This window comes from Eubacterium sp. BL-380-WT-2B (genome assembly GCF_009696115.1).
Lineage (GTDB): Bacteria > Bacillota > Clostridia > Eubacteriales > Eubacteriaceae > Eubacterium > Eubacterium callanderi.
Genome location: NZ_VUMP01000007.1, coordinates 139,584 through 162,459 on the forward strand (window position 1 = coordinate 139,584; position 22,876 = coordinate 162,459).

Consider the following 22,876-nt stretch of genomic DNA (forward strand, 5'->3'; position numbering starts at 1 on the left):
TCCGCTGCCGTTTCTATTTGACCGCGTACCAGGAATCCCCGGCGTGGGCGTCCACTGTCAGGGGCACCTTGAGGTCCACGGCGTTTTCCATTTCCTCAACCAGCAGCTTCATGACAGTTTCCTGCTCGGTCTTCAGGGTGTCGATGATGAGCTCATCGTGCACCTGGAGGATGAGTTTAGATTTCAGGCCCTCGCGCTCCAGACGGTCGTAGACCTTGATCATGGCGATTTTGATAATGTCGGCGGCCGCGCCCTGGATGGGGGTATTCAGCGCCATGCGCTCACCGGCCTGCACCAGCATCCGGTTTCTGGAATTGATCTCAGTGATGTAGCGTCTGCGCCCCCAGATGGTGGTCACATACCCCTTCTCCTTGGCCTCGGCCTTGATATTTTCCATGTATTCCAGCACCTTGGGGTATCTGGAGAAATACAGGTCGATATAGGACTGGGCCTCGCCCCGGGTGATGCCCAGGTCCTTGCCCAGGCTGAAGGCCTGCTTGCCGTAGATCAGGCCGAAATTGATGGCCTTGGCGTGGCTCCTCTGCTCTCTGCTCACCGCGTCCATGGGCACGTTAAAAATCTCGGAGGCTGTGCGGGTGTGGATGTCCTGGTTCTTCACAAAGGTGTCGATCAGGTTTTCATCTCCGGACAGGTGGGCCAGCACGCGCAGCTCGATCTGGGAGTAGTCGGCGTCGACCAGCACCCGGTCCCCGGCTGAGGGCACAAAGACCTTACGGATTTCCCTGCCCATCTCCGTTTTGACTGGGATGTTCTGAAGGTTGGGGTCGGACGAGCTCAAACGCCCGGTGGCGGTGACGGTCTGGTTAAAGGTGGAGTAGATCTTGTGGGTCTTGGGGTCTACCAGCTTGATCAGTCCCTTACCATAAGTGGAATCCAGCTTGGAGATCATGCGGTAGTCGATGATTTTCTGGATAATGGGGTGGAACAGCACCAGCTGGTCCAGCACCTCGGCGTTGGTGGAATAGCCGGTCTTGGTCTTTTTGACCACTGGCAGCTTAAGCTTGTCAAAGAGGATGGTGCCCAGCTGCTTGGTGGAATTGATATTAAAATCATCCTCCTCGGCCAGCTCGTAAATTTCCGAGGTCAGGGTCTCGATCTTTTTCTCAAACTCCACGGACAGTTCCTCAAGCTGATGGATATCCACCTTAAAGCCCAGTTCCTCCATGGAGGCCATGATTTTGAGCAGGGGCAGCTCAATGTTCTGGAACAGGCCGGTCATGCCGTCGGCTTCGATCTTTTCCGCCAGAGGTTTTTCAAGACGATGGATAACCTCACAGTTTTTAACCATGAAGGCAGCCAGTCTGGCGCTGTCCATATCCTCTGCACGCACCAGGGTCTTGCCCCTGCCGAAGAAATCCTCCTCGCTCTGGATGGTGTCGCCCAGGTATTTCATGGCAACGGTCTGAAGATCATAGCGCTGGTCGGACGGGTTCAGCAGGTAAGCGCCAATGTAGGTATCAAAGGTGTAATTGACAATGACCGAGCACTGGCTGTGGTAAATATGGGTCAGGTTTTTAAGGTCATGGCCGACGGTCTGCAGGCTGTCGGCCTCAGGAATTTCACCGAGGCCGCTGAAGAAGGCTGAAACCATGGCGGGCTTTTCCACAAAGTAGTACACACCGCCAATGTACGCCGCCACCCAGACGCGGTCGTCCTCGCGGTAGGCGTAAACCGTCAGCTTCAGCTCCCTGGCCAGGCGGTTCATGACCGTGATCATCTCAGTGGTGGTGCCGATGGTGGTGTACTGGATATCGCTGGCCGCCACTGGCGCGTCCCCCTCACCGTCATCGGGCAGGATTTTATTGAGGATGGACTTGAATTCCAGGTCCCTGAGCATTTCGATGCTCTCCTCGGTAAAGATCGGCTTGAAGGCCAGATCCTCAAGGCTCAGGTCCAGCGGCACATCCAGGCAGATGGTGCCCAGAAATCGGCTGGCAAAGGCGGATTCCTTACCGGCTTCCAGCTTTTCCTTTTGTTTTCCCTTGAGGTCGTCAATATGCTCGTACAGCGTGTCGATATTGTGGTACTCCTTGATGAGCTTGATGGCAGTCTTCTCACCCACGCCGGCCACACCGGGAATATTGTCGGACGGGTCGCCCATAAGAGCCTTGACGTCGATGAGCTCTCTGGGCGTCACACCATAGCGTTCCATGATGTAGGCGTCATCCACAGTGGCGAACTGGGTGCCGCTGCGGGTCGCCGTATAGAGCACGTTGACATAGTCGTCCACCAGCTGAAAGGAGTCCTTATCCCCTGTGATAATCTGGGTCTTCGTCTCTCTGGCTTCCCCCTGCTTGGACAGGGTGCCGATAATATCGTCGGCCTCATAGCCCTCCTTTGTGATCATGGGAATCCCCATTTTGCCGAGCAGCTCCTTGAGCAGGTCCATCTGCACTTGCAGATCCTCGGGCATTTTGTCACGGCCGCCTTTATAATCCTCGTACTCCTTGTGCCGGAAGGTCGGGGCGCTCAGGTCAAAGGCCACTGCCAGATAATCCGGCTTATATTCATTCTGGATTTTTACTAAGACGTTGACAAAGCCATAGATGGCGTTTGTGGGAACGCCCTTGGAATTGGACATTTCCCGCACGCCGTAAAACATACGGTAAACCAGGCTGTTTCCGTCGATTAAAATACTTTTTTTATTCACGTGAATCCTCCATGGATTTATTTTGGTCGGTGGGCCCGTATCGCGGCGATACGGGTTGAAGAAGGGAGATGAAATTTGGACTCGTTTCAAGGAGCATCTTTTTCATCAAAAATCTTTTTCCTCCTTCCGGAGGATTTTTGCTGCAAAAGACGTTTGCTTCGTTATCGGTCGCCCATTCGCCTGTCGGCTCTTTCCTTGCTCCCTGCCAAATTTCCTTTGGAAATTTGGACTCAGCTTCATTATACCAAAAGCGGCTTAAATGTACAGGGGTATTATAAAAGCTCCTCTCTGTCAGAAGCAGGTGGTTTTATGAAAAGCTGATCAAAAACAGCCGCTGTCAAATGTTTGACAGCGGCCAATGGTATTCCTATTTTTTATTAAACAAGGCGGTTACTTTATCCCAGAAGCCTGTTTTTTCGGCTGGTATTTCCGGTGCTGGCACTTCCTGCTTTTCAATTGCCTCTGTCATCATGACAAACTGAACGCTCGCTACGTTTTGATTCTGGCCGGATACAAAGGAGACTGGCTTGAAGTTCTTTCCTGCAAGCTTATCTACTGCCGAATCGATTTGATCATTGATTTCGGCGTCGATATTCTGTGTTTTATCCGAAAAGGCCTGGGTTCCATCCTTCATATTGTCGGCGCCGGATTTCAAATTCTGGGTTCCCTGCGCCAGCAGTGAACTGCCTGACGACAGGCTTCCAACCCCTTCCGACAAAGTCTTCGCCCCAGCGGACAACTGCCTGGCCGCACTCGAAAGCTGCGCTCCGCCTTCTTCTGCTTTTTGGTTTGCCTCGGACAACTGCGCACTGCCGTCCTGTAAGTCGCCGGCGCCTTTTTCAAGCTCCTGGCCTCTGGCCGCAAGGGTTTTGGCTGCTGTGGACAGGCTTCCGCCGCCACTGGTCAGCCCATCTGCCCCCTCTATGAGTTTCTGGCCGCTGCCGCTGTTCTGAAAAGCCTCTGCGCCGGACGTTATCTGCCCAACACCGGAAGCCAGTGCCGGGAGCGAGGTGTCCGCCTCGCGTTTTAAAGCGGACAGGCCATCAGCCTGGGCGGTTATTCCCGCGTTCAGGCTGGCGGCGCCTGTTGAGAGTCCACCGACTGCTTCGTGCAGACCTGCCAGCCCTTCCAGCCCAGAGACATCTGGAATTTCGCCCGCGCTCTGGCCGATTCCCTCTCCAACTGAAAGCAGCTCCTGGCTGTCCGCATCGATGGCTTTAAGGCTGGCCTCCAACGCTGACCACTCCTCTTCGGTCAGAGCCTTATGGGCGTCCGGATCATTTTTCAGCTTTTCAGTCAGGCTGCCGACAGCCGAATTGGCAGCCTCAATATCCTGTGAACACGTACTGATCCGTGCTCCGGCAGCCGTCATCTGGCTTTTCAACTGGTCTGTTTGTTCACTCACACCGCTGAGATTCCCAAGGTCCCGGGTCTGTTCATACAAGTCTGCCAGTCCACTGCTCAATGCCTGGCTTCCTGCGGCCAGCTGACTGAGATGTTCCTCATCTGCTGCCTGGTCAATGCCCTTCCGGAGGCTTTCGAGGCTTCCAGGCACCTGCTTCAGGCCGGCAATACTGCCTGCCAGCTGATCGGCCGCGTTCACATAGATTTTTGTGCCCTCCGCCAGATTTTCGGCGTTTTGAATGTAAACACCGGTGGCCTGGCTCAAGGTTCTGGCGCCATCCACATAACCGCTGACACCTCCGAAAAGCGCGCTGGCTCCAGACGATAAACCGGCTGTCTTTTTATTTAAAAGCGCCAGACCACTCACCAGCTCATCCGTCCTTTCACTGAGCAATGCGGCGGAGGTTTCAAAGCTCCGGGCCCCTTCTGCGAGAGCGGCCGCGCTGCTGTCCAGCGTATCTGCGCCCTGGGTCAGTGCATAGGCGCCCTCCTGCATGTCACCCGCGCCTGCGTCAAGGACGGCGGCGGCCTCTTTGATTTCGGCTGTCTTTTTATCCAGCTCACTCATATCAATCATACCCTTGTCCGCATCAAAGCTCATAGGAATGCCTTTAAAGGTGATGCCCTCCATCTCAAAATCCACAACATCTGTCTGAATCATGATTTCCTTTTCCTGTCCTGCCATAATATTATAAAGCAGCTGTCGGTCGCGTCCCACGTTGGCAGCAGCCGCCCCTTCTGCCTGAATATTTTTACAGTTTTCGTTCAGGTTAACGCTGGCCTGGAGGAGATAATTGTCGAAAAAGGCCGGATCCATTTTCTGGTTCTGCCGGACGCTGATCGTAATGACCAAATGTCCGCTTTTTCCTGCCAGGTTCTCGGGCAGTGTATTCTTTCCGTCCAAATTGTAGCTCAGGTTGATAACCCAGGGTGTATCGGTTGTTTTCATGGTGCCCTGGTAATAGAATTTACCTTCGGCTGCCTGCACCTGGTAAGCTGTTCCATCTTCCTCAATGGGCGCCTGGGAACTCAGGTTCCGGGTATCCTGGTAATCGCCATAGTCGGTGATGGTGCCCTGGCTTTCTACCTCAAAGGCATTCACCACATAGATGCGTTCCACACTGCCGTTTTTGTTCAAATTGACATACACATTTTCATCTTTTTTGGCCGTTGCAGGCGCCGCCAGGGCTGCCGGCATGCTGGCGTAAATCATTAAAAGGGCCAGCACAACCGCCAGGGCCCTTGACCCTTTCCTGTTTCTAATGTTCATAAGCTGCTTTCCTTTCAAATTTATCGTTTTTTTTATAAAATCTTGCTTTCCAGGTTGTTTTCTCAATGACGCCGTCACAGACACTCAAAATAGCGGGTAATACGAAAATGACCAGTGTCATAGAGATCAGCGCCCCGCGGCCAATTAAAACGCCCAGCTGGCTGAGAACAGCGTTGGTCGATATCCTGCCAAGCAGGCACCCGGCAATGGTCATAATGGAGGCTGAGGTCATAATGGACACGGTTGTGCTCTGGATGGTTAAGCGCAGCGCCTCCTTCTTGGGCAGCAGGCGGCGGTTTTCCAGAAACCGGTCTGTAAAGAGAATGCCATAATCAATGGTGGCACCAAGCTGTACCGAGCTGGTGATCAGATAAGCGATGTAGTTCAGTTCCTCACCTCTGAAGTAAGGGACCGCCAGATTCAGCCAAATCGATCCTTCTATCACCAGTGTCAGAATAAAGGGCAGGCTCAGTGATTTAAAATTAAAGATCAGAATCAGTAACACAAAGCCTACCGCCACGCCGTTAACCAATATATTGTCATGTACAATGGTGTTCCGGAGATCCTCGGCGTTTGGCAAATCTCCTGCGATCAGCGCACCATCCCCATAGTAATCCGCCGCAATACTGCGCACAGCATCCACTTTTTCAAATGCGCCGGGATCGGTTTCCACAATATCCATATTGACAACAAACCGGCTGTAGTGCTCTGAATAAAGCTTTGAGATTTCGCCCTCCGGCGTAAATTCCGGCGGAATAACATCACTCACAGTATTCACATAAGAGACGACTGAAGTCACATTTTCTGCCTGTAGGATCGCATCATTCATTTGCTTTTCTCTGGTAATATCTCCTGCAGGCACCATGAGCACAAGAGGACTTGACTTGCCGTAGGTTTCCTCAATGGCGGTCATATCCCTTCCCATCTGCGTCGCTGCACTGCTGTAAATCTTGGAGGCTCCATAGATAAACTGGTTGTTCTGGCTGGCTAAAAACGAGGGCACCACCAGCAGGCAGAAAAGAATAAGAAAGGGCGCTCTGAGTTTGAGTGCAAAGCGGCTGAATCTTTCAAACCCTGGTATAAAGGGCCTGTGACGGGTTTTATCAATGAGCTTATAGGTACAGATGGCCGCAGCGGGTAATAAAACCAGCACAGCGATCAGGCTGAACAGAATGGCTTTTGCCATGACCCAGCCCATATCCGGTCCAATCTTAAACTGCATGAGAATCAGAGCCGCAAAGCCTGTCACTGTGGTCAGTCCGCTGGATAAAATTGACGCTGTGGATTTTTTGACAGCCAGAACCATCGCCGCTGACACGTCGTGCCCTTCGGATCGGAACTCTGAAAAGCGGTGGAGCAGAAAAATGGAGTAATCCATCGAAACGGCCAGCTGTAAAACAGCTCCCGCCGCGTTGGTCACAAAGGATATTTCACCAAACATCAGGTTGGTACCCCGGTTGATCAAAATGGCAACACCAATGCTGAACATAAACAGCAGCGGCTCAAACCAGGAGCTGGTTGTCAGAAAAAGAATGGCCAAAATCAGCGGAATGACAAAGAGCATGATGGTCGATATCTCCTTTGACGTGATAACCGGAGCCAGAGCATTCACCACTGCACTGCCAGTCATTGCGTTGTCCTCACCGATGATCTCCCGCACCGCGTTCACTGCTTCTGTTTCCTTTTCATCCTTTACAGTAACGCTGTACAGGGCTGTACCATCCTTGTACCAGTCATCTGTAACGGACTGGTCAATGGTCTCAATAGGCGCATAGATATCCGCTGCATCGTCCAGCCATTCAACCGCCTCCACCCCCTCCACACTTGCCAGTCTGGCTTTATAGTCAAGGGCCTCTGACACACTGTCTGTTTTTACCATCACACGCATATTCGGAATAGCCTGGTCATATTCCTGACTCATGGTGTCCAGCGCAACAGTGGAGGGGACTCCATCGGGCAGGTAATCCATAATGTCATAATTGACCCCGACCAGATTGCTTAACAGCATACAGACAATGGATGCCAAAATAAAGAAGACCACCACTGTTTTCCGATGCTTTACAATGAAACCCGCAAATCGGTCCATAAATTAACTCCTTTCTATTATTAAACATTTGTTGATTTATTGACTTCTGTAAATTATAATAAAAGAGAAGGAAAAACACAATAAACAATGTTTTGAAAAGCTGATGATTAATCAACATTCTGCACAATTGTGTTGAATTTTTTCATGAATTTTACGCGCAAAAATAAAAAAGGAGTAGATTAAAATGACTTCAGAAAAAACAGACCGGCGTGTCCGAAAAACCAGAAAGCTTTTGATTGAAGGTTTAACACAGCTGTTAAAAGAAAAAAGCATTAATGAAATTTCTGTAAGGGAACTGTCTGACCTTGTAGATATTAACCGCGGAACCTTTTACCTGCATTATAAGGATATTTTCGACATGCTCACCCAGATCGAGAACGACCTGTTTAAGGAGCTGGACACGCTCTTTTCCAGCCACTCTGTAAAAGAATTAAAATCCTCGCCTCTGCCCATTTGCAAGGACATCTTCCGTTTTGCCCAGACGAACAGTGAGCTGTTCCAGATTTTCCTGGGCCCCAACGGCGACAGCGCTTTTGTCAATCGCACCAAGGAGCTGGTGCGCCAGCATTGTTATCATAACTGGCAGATGATTTTCAGCCCCTGTGATACCTCGAGGTTCGCCTATTTTTATTCCTTTATCATCTCAGGGTGGATTGGCCTGCTCTCAGATTGGCTTGACACGGGCATGCAGGAGTCTATTGATGAAATGGCCCATATCGCTGAGCAGATTGTTTTCAGCGGGATTGATTTTATAAAATGTGAAAAAGCCTGATTCCAAAAAATAAAAAACCAGGCAGTGACTGCCTGGTTTTTATCCTATTTGTGCATTCTGTCTCCCGGCTCAGCAGGCAAAACCGCCGTCATGGGTCTCCTTGGCCTTGTATAAAGCCTTGTCCGCTGCCTTTGAGAGCTCGATATAGGTATCGCCGTGTCTGGCGATGACCGCGCCGCCCGACAGGGTAATGGGCGGGATATTCATTTTTTTGGCTTCACGCGCGATGGTGTCGTTAATATCCTCCACAATCCGTCTGGCGACGGCGTAATCCGCTGTGTCGGTCACGAAGATGGCGAACTCGTCGCCGTGCAGACGTGAGGCAAGATCCACCACCCGGATACGGCCGATGATCATCTGGGCTGAGAGCTTTATGACCTCATCGCCCATATTGTGGCCATAATGATCATTCACCTCTTTAAAGTGGTCGCCGTCCATCATGATTAAAATGCCGCTTTCATCCGAGTCCATATTGTCCAGCGTTCTGGCTATTTCCTTCCGGAAGGAGCGGTCATTCATCATGCCTGTCAGCTCATCGATAGCCGCGGCCTTCTTGGCAGCCGACAGGGCAATCTCAAGCCGGCGCTGGGTCTGGCCCAGCTCGATATAGGCATTTTTAAGCTCGCGGTTTTTCTGCTCCTTGCTGACCCGCCCCAGCACATAGATCAGCAGGATTTCAACGATCAGCAGGGGAACCAGCCAGACCTCAAGCGTGCCCTTCAGCATTGACAGCACCGGGACAAGCACCAGGGCACTGTATCCGTCCACCCTGTCCAGATAGGCGTAATAACGGCTGCCGCTCAGCTTCACAGTAACAGCCTTCTGCTCTGTATCCATCACTCTGGACAGGCCGCTGTCGATGCTGTGCCTGAAGCTGTAAAAGGCAGCAGCCGACTGGATTTTTTCCTCAGCCTTGGCCAGCCCGGCCTCATCGGTGGTGTCAAGGGCTTCCTTTTCTCTCTGGGCCAAAGACACTGCCTGAGCGGTATCCTCCAGGCTGGCTCTGAGGTTTCCACCCAGATAATCGGTATTGGTGCTCCCGATAACCGTGCCATTCTGATCAAAAATCATGATCTGCTCGTCATCATATTGAAGCGTGGACGAGACAAGCTTCTGGATATCCCCCATTTTAATATCATAGGCAAACACGGTTTCGCCGTCTGGCTGCAGCTGTGAGATGGTCGTCAGAATATAATGGTTGGCATAGCTCATATAGGGCGGCGTAAAGACAATCTCGCCCTTGCCTGCCACAGCGTCCTTGTACCAGGGGCGCTCTATGGCCACATAGCCTGTCTCCTCGTAAGCCGAGTAGGGCTTATCCCAGCTGTAGAGATACCGGCCCTGGTAGTACATATACAGGCCGTCAAAGGTTTCCCCCTCAATGGCCAGCAGGGGCGCGTCAATACTTTTCAGGTAATCCCACAAAATATCCGGGTTCGGGTTGTTCTGGATCTCCCGCCCCATCATCTGCGCAAAGAGCTTAAAGGACTGCTCATAGCTGTCCATGACCTCATCAAACCCGTCTCCGATCTCCTCTGCATGGGCTGTCAGCCGCCGGTTAACCGAAACGGACTCCCACATCGTGATAAGCGACAGGGCTAAAAGATTAACTACTAAAAACGTTACCACAAAAATGACTGCTTTTTTATTTCTGCGTTTTTCTTCCCCCATTGTTACCTCTCCTCAAATACCCTGGCGGGCACCTTGTTCCATATATATTTATATTATATATGAAATCATACCATTCAACAATAGGTTGTATTTCTAAACGTAAATTTTTTATGCTTAAATTTCCATTGCAAAAGAACCCGTATCGCGGCGATACGGGTTGAAAAGAGCGATAAAAATTGGACTCGTTTAAGGAGCATCTATCTTTAACATGGACTTTTTCTTCTTTATATTCAAATGGCCCAGTCCTCGCTTTGCTGTTGGAGCTCGACCATATGGCGGTACAGGCCGCCCTGTTCCATGAGGGCTTCCGGCGTTCCCTGCTGTGCGACCCGGCCATTTTCCAGTACGACAACTTTGTCAGCCCCGGCCACGGTGCGCATGCGGTGGGCAATGATCAATACGGTTTTATTTTTTACCAGGCTGGAGATGGCCCGCTGGATCTGGGACTCATTTTCGACATCCAGCGAGGCGGTGGCCTCATCCAGGAGGATGACCGGCGCATCCTTGAGCAGTGCCCGGGCAATGGAGATGCGCTGGCGCTCTCCGCCAGAAAGAAAAGATCCGTTCTCACCGATTTTGGTCTGATAGCCGTCGGGCATCTTCATGACGAAAGCGTCGCACCGAGCGGCATGTGCCGCGGCCAGTACTTCTTCGTCGGTGGCGTTCCTCCGTCCAATACGGATATTTTCGAGTATGGTATTGTTAAAGAGTACCACATCCTGAAAAACAATGGAAAAATTTTTCAGCAGCGTTTCAGGCTCTACAGTGCTGATGTCTGTACTGCCCACGGTAATCCGCCCTTTCTGAATATCCCAGAAACGGGCGGCCAGCTTGGCCGCGGTGCTCTTACCTCCGCCAGAGGGACCCACCAGAGCGGTTACCTGTCCCTGGCAGGCTGTGAAAGAGACATCCTCGAGCACGGTTTCCCCGCTGTTATAGGCAAAGCCTACCTGATCAAAAGCAATGTCGTAGCCCTGGTAGTCTGCCTGCTCGCTGCCCTCCTGGACTGGCTGTTCCTCGATCTCCTTCATGCGTTCCACGGTGAGCATGGTCGCGTAGATGGCCGCCAGGTTAATCAGCGCGCCGGATAAGGGGTCGAAGACACGGGTCGCGGCGATCAAAAACACCAAGAAGGTCAGAAAATCGGTCTGGCCGCTGACCAGAAGCACTGATCCCACAAGCACCACGGTGGCAATGCCCACACGCAGGAGCATCTGGGAGGTTACCACGAACATGGCTGTGTTGAGCTCGGCCCTGATCTGGATTTTCTCATTTCTGCCCAGCAGGTCGTCAATCTTTTTCAGATAACGGCCGCTCTGGTTGTTGGCTTTGATCTCCCTTACGGTTTCAATACATTCCTGTATGCTGTCGGCGCAGTCCAGCTTTACCTTGTTGTGCTGCCGGCCCACCTTGTTCTGCTGTGCCCGGCTCAGCGCCATGATGAGAAGCACCACAGGCAGCACCCACAAAAGTGCCAGCGCCATACGCCAGTCCATGACAAACAGCCCGATGCCAGCCAAAATGATCGATGCTACTGCCCCGATGAATTCCGGGATATAATGGGAGAAGGCCGTCTCCATCGCGGCGCAGTCGGCCATGATGGTGGTGGTTAAGTCGGACAGGTCACGCTTTCCGAAAAAGGATAACGGCAAGCGCCGCAGCTTTTCTGCCAGCCGGATACGCATGTTCGTACTCTCGGCGTAGGAGGCCAGAAAGGTCTTGTTGTACTGTATGTACTCAAAGATAAAGATCAGGGCCAGGATAATTACCGAGCCGCCAATATAAAACCACAGATTGGGCGCCGGGGCATCCCCCCCGATGAGGGGCGAAACCAGCTCTGTCGCGACCAGGTATAAAAGGCCAATGGGTAGCATGAGGATCACATCGGTCAGGGTACAGGCAAAAACCGCCTTGACCAGATCCTTTGCGCCCTGCTCGCTCAGGGCAAACTTTTTCTGAAAATAAGCAGTCATCAGGCCGCCTCCTTTCCGGTTATTTTCCAGGCCTCTGTGCTCTGATATTCCTTCCACATGGCTGCATAGGTGCCGCCTTTTTCCAGCAGCGCTTCATGGGTTCCCTGCTCTGTTACCCGGCCATTCTCCATGACCAAAATGCAGTCGGCATGCCGGACGGTGGTCAGCCTATGGGCGATCATCAGAACGGTTTTCCCTTTTGTCAGTTCCTCGAAGGCTTTCTGGATCTGGTATTCGTTCTCTGGGTCCGCAAAAGCGGTGGCCTCGTCCAGAAGCACGATGGGGGCATCTTTCAGAATGGCCCGCGCCAAGGCGATCCGCTGAGCTTCACCGCCGGACAGGTAAACGCCTTTGGTGCCCACAACAGTATCGATACCCTGGGGCAACTTTTCAAAAATATCCTCACATCTGGCGGCACGGGCGGCTGCCAGCACAGCCTCTGCTGGCGCGTCTGGACGGGCGCTGCGGATATTCTCGAGCAGGCTGGCCTTCTGGATCCTTGTATTCTGGAATACAAAGGAAACCTGATCCATGAGGTCGGTGGTAGCGATCTGGCGAACATCCACACCGCCGACGCAGACACGTCCCTCCTGCACATCCCAGAAACGGGGAATCAAACTGGCCGCCGTTGTCTTGCCGCCGCCGGAGGGGCCGACCAGGGCCACAGTGGCGCCTTCTGGAATTTCAAAGCTGACGCCGTCGATGGCTGGAGTATCGCTTCCTGAATAGGTGAAACGCACCTGGTCAAACACGATGCCCGCCCCCTCTGGCCTAACAGGCACTGCCGGTTCTTCAAGAGGCTTTTCTAGGAGTATCGTTTCGATACGCCTTGCCGCGTCGCGGGCCATCAGAGCGTTTTCCCCCGAGAACATGATCCTTGTCATCATGACCGTAACGACTGGTGTAAACAGGATATAGAAAATAAAATTCAGCAAAAAGGTTTTGTAGTCCACCGCACTGGCAATCAGCAGAATACCTGCCGGGATCAGAAAGGCGAAAACGCCGTTGACCGACACGGTAAAGCCGCACATGGGCAGGCGGCATTTAAGGGTGTAATCCACTACCCAGGAGTTATAGCGTCTGATAGCCGCGTGAAAATTCTTAAAGGAATAAACGCTCTGCTGGAAGGTCTTGACCACTGGAATCCCCCGAACATACTCCACAGCCTCTGAGTTCATGTCCTCAAGGGCGTTCTGGTACTGCTGCATGGATGTGTTCACGCTGGTCCCCATCATCCGTGACAGGATGATAAAGCCAATGATCATGGGCACCAGACTCACCAGGCCCAGCCGCCAGTCAAAGATGAGCAAAATAGCCAGCATGGCAAAGGGTGTCACAATGGCCCCCGCCAAATCGGGTAGCATGTGGGCCAGAAAGGCCTCGGTCTGCCCTGCGCTCTCGTCTATGATACGGCGGAGCCTGCCGCTGCTGTTCTGGTTAAAATAGCCCAGCGGTAGCCTGACAATGTGGTGCAGCGCCTCGCTGCGCATATTGCGCGCTGTTCTGAAAGCTGCCAGGTGCGAACACATCAGGGCTGCAAAATAGACAATGATTCCTGCCAGGGCAAAAGCCACGGCCAGCCAGCCATAGCAGCTCAGATTCTGGGCCTGCCCCACGTTGGGCAGCAACGCGAAAATTTCCCTCACCACCTGCCAGATGCAGATAAAGGGCATGAGGATCAGAACCGCGCTGATCCCGGATAAAATACAGGCACAGACGGACAGGGCTTTATACTTTCCCGCGTACGAAAACAGCCCCCGCCGGGCCTCTTTTTGTGGTTGCATCATATCACCTCTGTTTCTCTTTTTAGTTAGCTATCTCTAACTACAAAAACAGTTTACTCCTAACCCCTTTATGTCTCTACCCCGGGCAGGCGGAATGCTCCAAACCGCCAATTATTTTTTCGGTACTCGAGAGGCGGGACTCCCAATTGTTTTCTGAAAGCGTCAGCGAACTTGCTGGGGTTTTCATATCCCACACTGTTGGCGATCTCCAGAACACTCTTATCAGTTTCTCTGAGCATCCGGGCGCCCACGTGCAGGCGGTACTCCCTGCGCCAGGTATTGATGGGCTTTCCATACACAGCCCGGAAACAGTTTTTCATGGTGGTCATGCCAATGTCAAAGCGCTTCGATAACGCCTCGAGGGTAATGTTCTGATCCAGGTTTTGGGTGAGTACATCGTGTATCTGCTCCACCACACAGGCCTGACGGGCCGAAAGATACCGGCGCCGGTCCCTGCCGCTTTCAAAGGGGGTAATGCTCAGAAAAAGCAGCAGCTCCAGCACCTTGATCCTGAAATAGCCCTTTTGTACCCGCGGGTCTACATGGTAGAGCTCGTCAAAGATGTGCTCGATCTCTTTGGTGGACCGCAGCACAAAGCATCCCTCATTACCTGAGAGCTTCTGTCTCAGCCTGTCCAAGTCGATTTCGATGCCCTCCAGCACACAGGAAAGGTGCTCCTGGGCATGGGCGATGTCGATGAGAATTTCGATGCCGTTATAATAGCCGAGGGGGAAGCGGGAAGCTTCACAGGGAAAATCCCAACCTGTGATGGCTAAATCCCCCTCGCTGAGATAGGCAAAATGGTTCTTTCCAAAACAGCATTCATAGCGGCCCTTGCGGCAGTGGTTAATTTCGAGAAAATTGGAGCCAGGCCGATTGCCGGGCTCACTGCACCGGAAGGCCTGAAAATCATTGTAATAAAGCTCCACCCCGTCAAAAACCGGATAGCAGACCATGATCCCATCGCCGTCGCCGCAGTTCATGCGGTAAATGGTTTTTTCAGCGTCCCGCTGGAGAACCTCAATATAATTGCAGTATGGCTGTTCGCACTCAATCTTCATTGTTTCACCCGCCTTCAGTTATGCTAGACTAACTTTATTTGCATACATTATAGCATTCAGATGCTTTTATGGCAAGTTTATAAAAAAACTTCGTTCCAATCTCAAAAACAGCAAAAAACCAGACAGAAGCTGTCTGGTTTTTTATTCGCTTACACCGTCTCCCACATCCCGTATCGCGGCGATACGGGTTCTCTATTTTTAAAACGAACACCTTGAAGGAAGGTGAGGCTTCAAAATTTCTTTCTGCTCTTTGGTGATTTCCGGAGCCTGATACTCATTAATTCGGTTCTCGATCTCCCTTTTTACCTTTAAACGGATATCTGTTTTCTCCGGACTGATATCCTGGGAAACGCCGTATTTGCTGAAAATTTTAGTTAAATAATGGTCTTTTCTGTAGGCGGACGGCGTTTTGCCCTGGAGAAAAGTATTTTTTTCCTGGGCTTCTGTCAAGCTCCTCATCAGCTTGGGGTCCAGTTTTAAGTTTACGCCCTTAAGAGCCCGGTTGACGTTGCGCATCATTTCCTCGTCGAGAATAAGCTTCTCAAAGCTGCCGCAGTACCAGGCCGACATCAGTCCAGGATAGCACCAGACCTCGTTAATTTCAGACGCGTAGTATGGCATCAGTGTTGTCAGCATGCTTTCTGCCCCTGCCTGGTAATCCACTTTTGCGGAATCGGACAGCGCGCCGCAGATTGTACAGCCGATCTGCATATACTTCGCGAACTCATAGAGCATTCCTTCAATATAGACACATTCCACGGTTCCATAGGCTGGCTGAATGCTGCGCATATCCGTCGCGCCTGAGCAGGAACAGATGGAAACATCAATTCCCGGAGAAAGCAGCTGAGCATAAACGATCCCGGCCAGAGAGATGGCAATATCGTGAATCACCAGTCCCAGCAGGCTCGCAGGCCCGGTCAGCCCAGTCAGGCTGCAGGGACAGAGGATAATATTCTGCTTTTCCTCGATGGCCGCGGTTAAATTATCAAGGCATTCCCAGTCATAGGCAAGGGGGGACATAGGACAGATGGACTGCCCCATTACAGGCTCATCCCACACATCGTAAAACTCACGGATGAGCCGGATGGATTTACGCGCGCTCTGATATAGATTTCCGTCCTTTGAGTTCTGCGCTGTTGCCCTTATTCCAACGGAAGGCCATTTATCGCTGTAGCGAAGGAGCATGGCAATCTGGCCAACATACAGATCCTCTGCGTCGCTGTCCACAGGATCAATGACACAGGGACTTGCACATTCATAAAGGTCTGAGGTTTGGGTGAGCTGATACATTTTCACCACATCGTCAACTGTACCGCTTCGGTATGTACCGGTCTCATCATCCAGAATGGTGGGCACCATACCAAAGGGAGAGGTCGCTGTGATCCTTTTGGGTCCCTGATTTTCATAATCATATTTGGGAAGACTCTCCAGACATCTTTCCAGGAGCGCCTTTGGAATAAAGGCCTTGCTGCCTTCGATTTTCGCACCGTTTTTCCCAAGAAGCTCCAGGGCTTTTTCGGTTCCAAAGGTAATGCCGATTTGTTCTAAAATTTCGATAACCTTCTCATATATTGTTTCTAAATCCTTTTTTTTAAGAATATGGCTCATTTTTAACTCCTTATAAATATTCACCAATGTATTTTCGGGAGCGCTCCCTGCCATAAGCTGTCATGACATAGGTCGATTCCAAAAAGCCATCTGAACGTTCTGTTGTATGTGTAATCTCCACAAGACCAGTCCCCTTAAGTGACATCAGCTGAGCGTCAATCTCCTTTTCGCTGCATTGTTTTTCACCTTTGTAGTAAGGTAAAATCCGCTCATAAACCTGCTGTGGATTCAGCCCTTCCGGATTTTCCATAATCTGCTTGATAATATTAAAGCGCATGGGCATTGTTTCTGCCATTTTCATTTCCTCCTAACGGATATCTCTTAACGAGAGTAGCTCTGACGGCTTCCCGACAACCATGACTGCCCCTGAGAGTAAAACAATAATTCCAATAATAAAGGTCGCTGTGATGGCGCTTCCAAGAAAAACAACCGACAGGACAGCGGAAACCAGCGTATAGATAATATTCAGCGACATCCCTCTCGAAGCGCCGCAGACATTGTTGCACTTATAATAGTAAAAGTATCCGATACCTGCGCCAAATCCCGCGATGGCGATAAACACAAAGGCCATGGTCGGCAACGTGGAAAATAACAGTCCAAAGGCCTTCAGGTTAACACCGCTGGCAACAAAAGGCAGTACAAACAAAAACATGGTTCCCGATGCAAACTGGCGGATACCGAGCGCAATTTCAGGATCAACAAAATCCATTCCCGCACAGGAGATAATGCCCTCCAGCGACCATCCGACAGAGGCTAACACTGCGCAGGCGATTCCCAGATAAAAGTTCGGGTAGGTATCCCCAGAGGGCGGCGCCCAGCTGACCGTAATGGCTCCTGCCACACACAGCAGAATACCGCACCAGCCGCGGCCCGAAATTTTTTCCTTTAAAAATATCCGGGATAATACTGCTCCGATGGCTGGAAATGTGGCACTGATAGCCACAGGATATACCGGTCCTGCAAAGTAAACACCAAGTGTAAAACCAGCCATTGCGATCAGACCTCCGAAAAAAGAGGCCAGCAGAATAAAACGCCCCGGTTTGGTTTTTACGGACCGGATGTACTCTCTTCCTTTCCCGTTTTTCAGATTCGGAATTAACACCCATATTCCAGATGAAAAGTCCTGAAGACACCCCACGATCATCGGTATCGCGCATAAACCTAAAACAGCGCCGCTGCTCAAAGGCTCGGTTCCCATACCAAGCGTTTGAAACATTGGACTGATGCCGTACAAAAGTCCGCCCATGAGTCCCCAGAGCAACCCCTTTTTTGCCATGGAAAGATTTTTTTGATACAGTTTTTCCTTAACGTCCATTTTTCTCCTCCTACTATTTTGAAAAGCGCCTTTCTTTTTAATTGATATTATCGTGATAATATCAATTAAGCAATCTAATATTATCATGATAATATTAGATTGTCAATAAAAAAGAAAATCCTTAAAAAACAGATTCCTTTCTTTTATTAGATGCCCTCACCTCTGCAAAATCCGATGGTACATATGCCCTCACTTCTGCAAACAGCTTTCCATATTCATCATAATATTCTTCACAGACCCTCAACAGCGCTTCGTCCGAAAAAATTTCCAGAGCATCGCACACCGCCTCATCACCAAAGGATACGTCCAGCGTCATTTTTTTTGTCTCAGCAAGGGACAAGATATCTTCGGTATGCCGTTTGTAATAACCGCGCGTCTTTTCCGTATTTTTTTCACCGGGCAGAGTGTGCCTGAAAACAATCCGGATTTGCTCAAGCGCGATCCACTCATCGTCATCGTTGGCGTAACGCTTGGTCATCTCAAATTCATTGACGCCCTTTCTTCCGCCGAAATCTGCCGACAAAATTTCCTCATCAGAAATATAGGTGTTCAGCACGTTTGACAGACTGTAGCTTAAATGGTATATTCCGCGCTCTGCTGCTTTTACGAAATACCCTATTCTCGGTCTGGATTCAATATAATTTTCCTCAATAAGGTTGGAGAGCGCCTTACGCAGGGTCACCTTGCTGACATTATACTGTTCGCAAAGACTGTTCTCGCTTTCCAGCTTATAGCCTTCCGGATAGATCCCCCGCTCAATTTTCTTTTTAAGATCGTTCTGTACGCCTTTATAAAGTTTTGCTTCCATTACCTGCTCCATTCTGCGACAAGTTTTACATACTTTGCATTATAAAAGGTTTCGCAATAACCTACAACGCCAAGCTCGACATCCGTTAAAAGCTGGGACACCGTCAGTATTCCGCTGCCTTCGTCGATCCCAAGCTGGCCGGCCGTTTCTTTCTGAGCCCTCTGAGGTGTTATCTTCAAATCAATCTGAACTGAATAAGGCGAGATGCGGTCTGCCAGAATCTCAACGAAATCTCTGGCCTCCAGCTCCTTCTCAATCAGCGGAAAGCCAGGATAGTAAGGGATATACTTGATGTCATAGCCAATGGGCTGCTGCTTTTCATAAAGCACCCGCCTTATCCTGAGCACACGCGTATTGGGATGAATCTTCAAGATATAAACCAGTTCCTTCGTCGATTCAACCACATCGACATCCACAATGTGTATCTGATCAATATCAGTGGTCTCAAAGCCGACTTCGTTGAATGTAAGGATATAATCGCTGCCATTTGTTTTCCTTACAAAATGCCCCTTTCCCTGGACCAGATAAACCAAGCCGTCGCGCACCAGCATTTCCAGTGATTTTCTTACAGTCAGACGGCTGACATTGTAGGCTTCGCACAGAGCCGCCTCTGAGGGAATAGGGTCATTAGGCTTCAAAAGCTCCAGGTTGATCTTTTCCTTTAAATCATTTGCAATTTTTTCATAAATCGGTATATCCATTATCTGTAACCATTCTCCGCCCATTCGAGGCAGTACTCCAGTCCTCTTCCTGAATTTTTGACATAGGCGTCCGCGAAAGCCTCCGGACTTTCCTGTTCCTTTTGCATCAGGCCTCCACCCACAATAATTTTCAGGCCATCACGCAGTCCGGCGTCATGGATCATCTTGAGGGTTTTTTTGACCTCTGCCGTGGCCGTAGTCAGCAGGCCGCTGAAGCCTAAAATCTGCGGGCGGGCCTCCCTGATTTTTTCAACAAACACCTCGGGCAGGACATCCACGCCCAAATCAATGACATTAAAGCCATTGACACAGGCCAGGCCAATAAAAATATCCTTTCCGATATCATGCAGATCGCCGTGGATGGTTCCGATCAGGATGGTTCCCCGGCTGCCGGGAGCTTCCTTCTGATCAGCCACGCTGCGTTTATCAAGCTTCATAACCTCTTTAAAAATGATGCCGGCCATGATCAGGTCGCCGATAAAGTATTCCTCTTTTTCAAACAGCTCGCCCACATTGTCCATTCCCTGCTGAAGATACTCCGCAATATCGCTCATGCTTATCCCCGCATTAAGGGCTTTTTCCACCAGGCGCAGTGTCTTTTTTTCATTCAGGTCTGTCACACTTTTTATGATGTTTGTTTTAATTTTTTCTCTGGAAATGTCTGTATTCATTTTAAATCACCTTTACGCCTAGTATAACTGATTGTCCTTAAAAATACAACTCTGAACACCATGCCGCCGCTATCCGTCAGGGCCGTGACATTTTTCAAAAAATAAAAAAAGCCAGACCTGCTGTCTGACAAATCTGCATTTAAACTTCAAAGTGGTGCCCAGAGGCGGAATCGAACCACCGACACGAGGATTTTCAGTCCTCTGCTCTACCGACTGAGCTATCTGGGCTTATGTTTTACTGAGCTTGTTTTTTAAAAAGAAACTGGTGGGCCCTCAGGGACTTGAACCCTGGACCTGCCGGTTATGAGCCGGATGCTCTGACCAACTGAGCTAAAGGCCCGTATAATCGTTCAGATAAAAAAATGGTCGAGGTGAGAGGATTCGAACCTCCGGCCCCATGGTCCCAAACCATGTGCGCTACCAAACTGCGCTACACCTCGAAACAGAACTCTTATATTATATTATCTTTAACTCTTAATGTCAAGCACTTTTTAAAATTTTATTTTTTAAAACCGTGCTACCTGCGGCTGTCTCACTTGACGACTTGCTTATTCTAGCACAATTCTTAAGCCTTCGTCAAGCATTTTCTGACAAAAATTTAAAATAAAAAATCCAACCCGTATCGCGGCGATACGGGTCGGAAAAATCTACAGCGATGTCCGTTTTAAATCCAGCAGCTTATGCTTAACAAGCCAACGTTCGGTTTTATTGATGGCAGCCTTGAGCAGCAGCATAATGGGATAAATGAGGAACAGCATCGGCAGCAATACCAGCACCACCTGCCAGTTAGTGGGGTAGAACGGTATTACCGCGAAAAAGGTCGGGAAGAACAGCACTGCGCCCACATAGGCGATGGTCATAGCCCAGAACAGGATGGTCCGTTTAACATCGAGGGGCTGGCAGACACCATAAAGGATGATGAGCCCGGTGACACCGGTCAGCAGGCAGGCCATGGTGGACAGCTCATTAACGCTGAAATCCAGTATATTCCCAATAATCATAACTACGACAATATTTACCACAATGGTCAGCGCGCCCGGAAGAGCTTTTCTGAGCACTGTCTCCAGAAAATTGCCGGAGAGCCGGTTTTTGTTGGGCTCAAGAGCCAGGAAGAAGGACGGAACCCCTATGGTTACTGTGCTGATAAGCGTGAGCTGGATCGGAATAAAGGGGTACGCCTCGCTGGCCACAATCACAATGACCGCTAACAGAAAGGAATAGATGGTCTTGACCAGGAACAGCGATGCCGCGCGGCTGATGTTGTTGATGACGCGCCGGCCTTCCATGAGCACCTTGGTCAGGCTGGAGAAATTGGAATCCAGCAGAACCAGCTGGGAGACCTGGCGGGCAGCGTCGCTCCCCGCGGCCATGGCAATGCTGCAATCCGCATCGCGCAGAGCCAGCACATCGTTAACGCCGTCGCCGGTCATGGCCACGGTATGCCCCGCGGCCTTTAACGCATTGACAAGCACACGCTTCTGCCCTGGGGTAACCCGCCCGAAAACCGTATATTTGAGGGCGGCCTCTGCCACTGCCTCATCCGTCTCGAGGGTGGTGGCATCCACACAGTTTTTAGCGTCCATCAGGCCTGCCCGGCAGGCTACCTCAGACACGGTGAGGGGGTTATCCCCAGAGATTACCTTGATAGCAACCCCCTGCCCTGCAAAATATTCCAGGGTTTTTTTGGCTTCCTTCCGGATTTTGTCCCCGAGCAGCAGGAATGCAATGACCTGCACATCACCGGGCAGGCCGCTGTCTCCTGTAAAAGGACTGTCGGAATGGACAAGCACCAGCACGCGGTTTCCCTCCGCGGCATAGCCCTCAACCTTGTCGCGGTAGGTATTGTAGCCGTCTTTCAGCACAAATTCCGGGGCGCCGATAACATAAGTTCCCTGTTCCTCAAAGCTGACGCCGCTCCACTTGCGGGCCGAAGAAAAAGGGACGGTCTTCACTGCCCGCCATTTGGGGGCCTCTCCGTTAAAGCTGTCCTTCAGGGCCTGGAAGGTGGAGTTATTATCGGTCAGGGTCCCCACCATGGCGCGCAGGGCCTTAGCCGGGTCCTTGGCGTTATTGACCAGGTCGATGGATTTGACCTCCATGCTCCCCTCGGTGATGGTGCCGGTTTTATCCAGACAGAGCACATCAACACGGGCCAGCGTCTCGATGCAGTACAGCTCCTGAACCAGGGTCTTGTAATGCCCGAGGCGGATAACGCCCACTGCCAGGGCCACACTCGTCAGAAGCACAAGCCCCTCGGGAATCATACCGATCAGGGCGGCCACAGTGGTAACGATGGCATGGTTGATCCCCAGGTTCAGGCCGAAAATCTGCCGCAGCAGGAGAAGCACACCGATGGGCACAATGGTGATACCGATAATTTTCATGATCAGGTTTAGCGCCCGCATGATTTCAGAATTGGGCTTGCGCATCTGCTTGGCCTGGGCGGCAATTTTGGTAGCGTAATTGTCCTCGCCCACCTTATCCACTTGCACATAGGCCTGCCCGGCCACCACAAAGCTGCCGGACAGAAGGGTATCGCCTTCCTTTTTGACAATGGCGTCGGATTCACCTGTCAGCAGGGATTCATTGACCTCAATTTCACCGCTCAGCACTGTTGAATCCGATGGAATCTGTTTTCCGGAGCTCAGGATAAGAATATCCCCGAGGACGATCTCCTCCACTGTGATCTCTTTCTCCTTCCCCTCCCGCAGCACCCGGACATGGGGCTGGGAAATGAGCGAGAGCTTGTCAATTGTGCGCTTCGCCTTGACCTCCTGGATAATGCCGATGACGGTATTGATGATCACAATATTGATAAACAGCGCATTTTTATAGGACCCAACCGCAATCACAAGAACCGCCAGCACAATATTGAGTAAATTAAAAAGGGTCAGCGTATTGTCCTTTACGATCTGGCCCACGGTTTTTGTCTGGGATTCAGGCTGCTGATTATTGAGACCCTTTTCTCGAAGCTCAGCTACCTGCTGTTCGGTGAGACCGGTAGCTGACGATGGGTTAAAGGCGTTCATTTCCATTGCGAACCTCTCTTGTTTTGTATTAGGTTAATAGTAACACCTTTTT

15 protein-coding genes and 3 tRNA genes are annotated in these 22,876 nt (G+C 50.8%); 1 reads left to right on the top strand and 17 read right to left on the bottom strand.

The window, feature by feature from the left end; genetic code table 11:
- Nucleotides 1-13 precede the first annotated feature (13 nt).
- The 3 genes from polA to FYJ53_RS15115 all read right to left on the bottom strand — a co-directional run bounded on the left by polA (nt 14) and on the right by FYJ53_RS15115 (nt 7,431).
- Complete coding sequence (polA, locus tag FYJ53_RS15105) at nt 14-2,671, bottom strand: DNA polymerase I (protein ID WP_013379264.1); 2,658 nt, start codon at nt 2,669-2,671, stop codon at nt 14-16.
- A gap of 367 nt (nt 2,672-3,038) precedes the next feature.
- A complete protein-coding gene (locus FYJ53_RS15110) occupies nt 3,039-5,345 on the bottom strand; it encodes a hypothetical protein (protein WP_154557462.1) in 2,307 nt (768 codons plus the stop codon).
- Nucleotides 5,335-7,431: an RND family transporter gene (locus FYJ53_RS15115; RefSeq protein WP_148427501.1), complete on the bottom strand. Its 2,097-nt coding sequence runs from the start codon at nt 7,429-7,431 to the stop codon at nt 5,335-5,337. Before FYJ53_RS15115 ends, FYJ53_RS15110 begins: the two co-directional genes overlap by 11 nt.
- Nucleotides 7,432-7,615: 184 nt before the next feature.
- On the opposite strand from FYJ53_RS15115, the gene FYJ53_RS15120 reads away from it, so the two are divergent.
- The gene (locus FYJ53_RS15120; RefSeq protein WP_013379260.1) at nt 7,616-8,203 is read left to right on the top strand and encodes a TetR/AcrR family transcriptional regulator; all 588 of its coding nucleotides are present in this window, start codon (nt 7,616-7,618) and stop codon (nt 8,201-8,203) included.
- A 69-nt stretch (nt 8,204-8,272) separates the two neighbouring features.
- On the opposite strand, the gene FYJ53_RS15125 is transcribed toward FYJ53_RS15120, so the two are convergent.
- The 14 genes from FYJ53_RS15125 to FYJ53_RS15190 all read right to left on the bottom strand — a co-directional run bounded on the left by FYJ53_RS15125 (nt 8,273) and on the right by FYJ53_RS15190 (nt 22,830).
- On the bottom strand, nt 8,273-9,874 hold the full coding sequence (locus tag FYJ53_RS15125) for a diguanylate cyclase domain-containing protein (RefSeq protein ID WP_148427499.1): 1,602 nt from the start codon (nt 9,872-9,874) through the stop codon (nt 8,273-8,275).
- 230 nt (nt 9,875-10,104) lie between these two features.
- Nucleotides 10,105-11,847 (bottom strand): ABC transporter ATP-binding protein, encoded by a 1,743-nt coding sequence (locus FYJ53_RS15130; RefSeq protein ID WP_013379258.1) that lies wholly within the window; start codon nt 11,845-11,847, stop codon nt 10,105-10,107.
- Nucleotides 11,847-13,634, bottom strand: a complete 1,788-nt coding sequence (locus tag FYJ53_RS15135; protein ID WP_195840260.1) for an ABC transporter ATP-binding protein — start codon at nt 13,632-13,634, stop codon at nt 11,847-11,849. Before FYJ53_RS15135 ends, FYJ53_RS15130 begins: the two co-directional genes overlap by 1 nt.
- 65 nt (nt 13,635-13,699) lie before the next feature.
- On the bottom strand, nt 13,700-14,692 hold the full coding sequence (locus FYJ53_RS15140) for an AraC family transcriptional regulator (RefSeq protein WP_013379256.1): 993 nt from the start codon (nt 14,690-14,692) through the stop codon (nt 13,700-13,702).
- 198 nt (nt 14,693-14,890) lie between these two features.
- The gene (locus FYJ53_RS15145) at nt 14,891-16,300 is read right to left on the bottom strand and encodes a trimethylamine methyltransferase family protein (RefSeq protein ID WP_177190696.1); all 1,410 of its coding nucleotides are present in this window, start codon (nt 16,298-16,300) and stop codon (nt 14,891-14,893) included.
- Between the two features lie 10 nt (nt 16,301-16,310).
- Nucleotides 16,311-16,595 (bottom strand): hypothetical protein, encoded by a 285-nt coding sequence (locus tag FYJ53_RS15150; protein WP_013379254.1) that lies wholly within the window; start codon nt 16,593-16,595, stop codon nt 16,311-16,313.
- A 12-nt stretch (nt 16,596-16,607) separates the two neighbouring features.
- Nucleotides 16,608-17,615, bottom strand: coding sequence for a DMT family transporter (locus FYJ53_RS15155; RefSeq protein WP_013379253.1), 1,008 nt, complete (start codon nt 17,613-17,615; stop codon nt 16,608-16,610).
- A gap of 121 nt (nt 17,616-17,736) precedes the next feature.
- Nucleotides 17,737-18,423, bottom strand: a complete 687-nt coding sequence (locus FYJ53_RS15160; protein WP_013379252.1) for a GntR family transcriptional regulator — start codon at nt 18,421-18,423, stop codon at nt 17,737-17,739.
- The gene (locus FYJ53_RS15165) at nt 18,423-19,124 is read right to left on the bottom strand and encodes a GntR family transcriptional regulator (protein ID WP_041689821.1); all 702 of its coding nucleotides are present in this window, start codon (nt 19,122-19,124) and stop codon (nt 18,423-18,425) included. Before FYJ53_RS15165 ends, FYJ53_RS15160 begins: the two co-directional genes overlap by 1 nt.
- Nucleotides 19,124-19,795 carry a B12-binding domain-containing protein gene (locus FYJ53_RS15170; protein ID WP_013379250.1) on the bottom strand — a complete coding sequence of 224 codons (672 nt, stop codon included), beginning with the start codon at nt 19,793-19,795 and terminating at the stop codon, nt 19,124-19,126. The genes FYJ53_RS15165 and FYJ53_RS15170 overlap by 1 nt, the downstream gene beginning before the upstream one ends.
- A 152-nt stretch (nt 19,796-19,947) precedes the next feature.
- Nucleotides 19,948-20,023 (bottom strand) — tRNA-Phe (locus FYJ53_RS15175).
- Between the two features lie 35 nt (nt 20,024-20,058).
- Nucleotides 20,059-20,135: transfer RNA gene (locus tag FYJ53_RS15180), tRNA-Ile, on the bottom strand.
- 23 nt (nt 20,136-20,158) lie between these two features.
- A tRNA-Pro gene (locus tag FYJ53_RS15185) sits at nt 20,159-20,235 on the bottom strand.
- Nucleotides 20,236-20,442: 207 nt separating this feature from the next.
- The gene (locus tag FYJ53_RS15190; protein ID WP_148427497.1) at nt 20,443-22,830 is read right to left on the bottom strand and encodes a cation-translocating P-type ATPase; all 2,388 of its coding nucleotides are present in this window, start codon (nt 22,828-22,830) and stop codon (nt 20,443-20,445) included.
- Nucleotides 22,831-22,876: the final 46 nt, after the last annotated feature.

Excerpts from the sequence above, each read along its gene's own strand:
- FYJ53_RS15110 (WP_154557462.1), bottom strand. The coding sequence starts at position 5,345 with ATGAACATTAGAAACAGGAAAGGGTCAAGGGCCCTGGCGGTTGTGCTG.
- FYJ53_RS15115 (WP_148427501.1), bottom strand. The coding sequence starts at position 7,431 with ATGGACCGATTTGCGGGTTTCATTGTAAAGCATCGGAAAACAGTGGTG.
- FYJ53_RS15120 (WP_013379260.1), top strand. The coding sequence starts at position 7,616 with ATGACTTCAGAAAAAACAGACCGGCGTGTCCGAAAAACCAGAAAGCTT.
- FYJ53_RS15125 (WP_148427499.1), bottom strand. The coding sequence starts at position 9,874 with ATGGGGGAAGAAAAACGCAGAAATAAAAAAGCAGTCATTTTTGTGGTA.
- FYJ53_RS15130 (WP_013379258.1), bottom strand. The coding sequence starts at position 11,847 with ATGACTGCTTATTTTCAGAAAAAGTTTGCCCTGAGCGAGCAGGGCGCA.
- FYJ53_RS15135 (WP_195840260.1), bottom strand. The coding sequence starts at position 13,634 with ATGATGCAACCACAAAAAGAGGCCCGGCGGGGGCTGTTTTCGTACGCG.
- FYJ53_RS15140 (WP_013379256.1), bottom strand. The coding sequence starts at position 14,692 with ATGAAGATTGAGTGCGAACAGCCATACTGCAATTATATTGAGGTTCTC.
- FYJ53_RS15145 (WP_177190696.1), bottom strand. The coding sequence starts at position 16,300 with ATGAGCCATATTCTTAAAAAAAAGGATTTAGAAACAATATATGAGAAG.
- FYJ53_RS15150 (WP_013379254.1), bottom strand. The coding sequence starts at position 16,595 with ATGGCAGAAACAATGCCCATGCGCTTTAATATTATCAAGCAGATTATG.
- FYJ53_RS15155 (WP_013379253.1), bottom strand. The coding sequence starts at position 17,615 with ATGGACGTTAAGGAAAAACTGTATCAAAAAAATCTTTCCATGGCAAAA.
- FYJ53_RS15160 (WP_013379252.1), bottom strand. The coding sequence starts at position 18,423 with ATGGAAGCAAAACTTTATAAAGGCGTACAGAACGATCTTAAAAAGAAA.
- FYJ53_RS15165 (WP_041689821.1), bottom strand. The coding sequence starts at position 19,124 with ATGGATATACCGATTTATGAAAAAATTGCAAATGATTTAAAGGAAAAG.
- FYJ53_RS15170 (WP_013379250.1), bottom strand. The coding sequence starts at position 19,795 with ATGAATACAGACATTTCCAGAGAAAAAATTAAAACAAACATCATAAAA.
- FYJ53_RS15190 (WP_148427497.1), bottom strand. The coding sequence starts at position 22,830 with ATGGAAATGAACGCCTTTAACCCATCGTCAGCTACCGGTCTCACCGAA.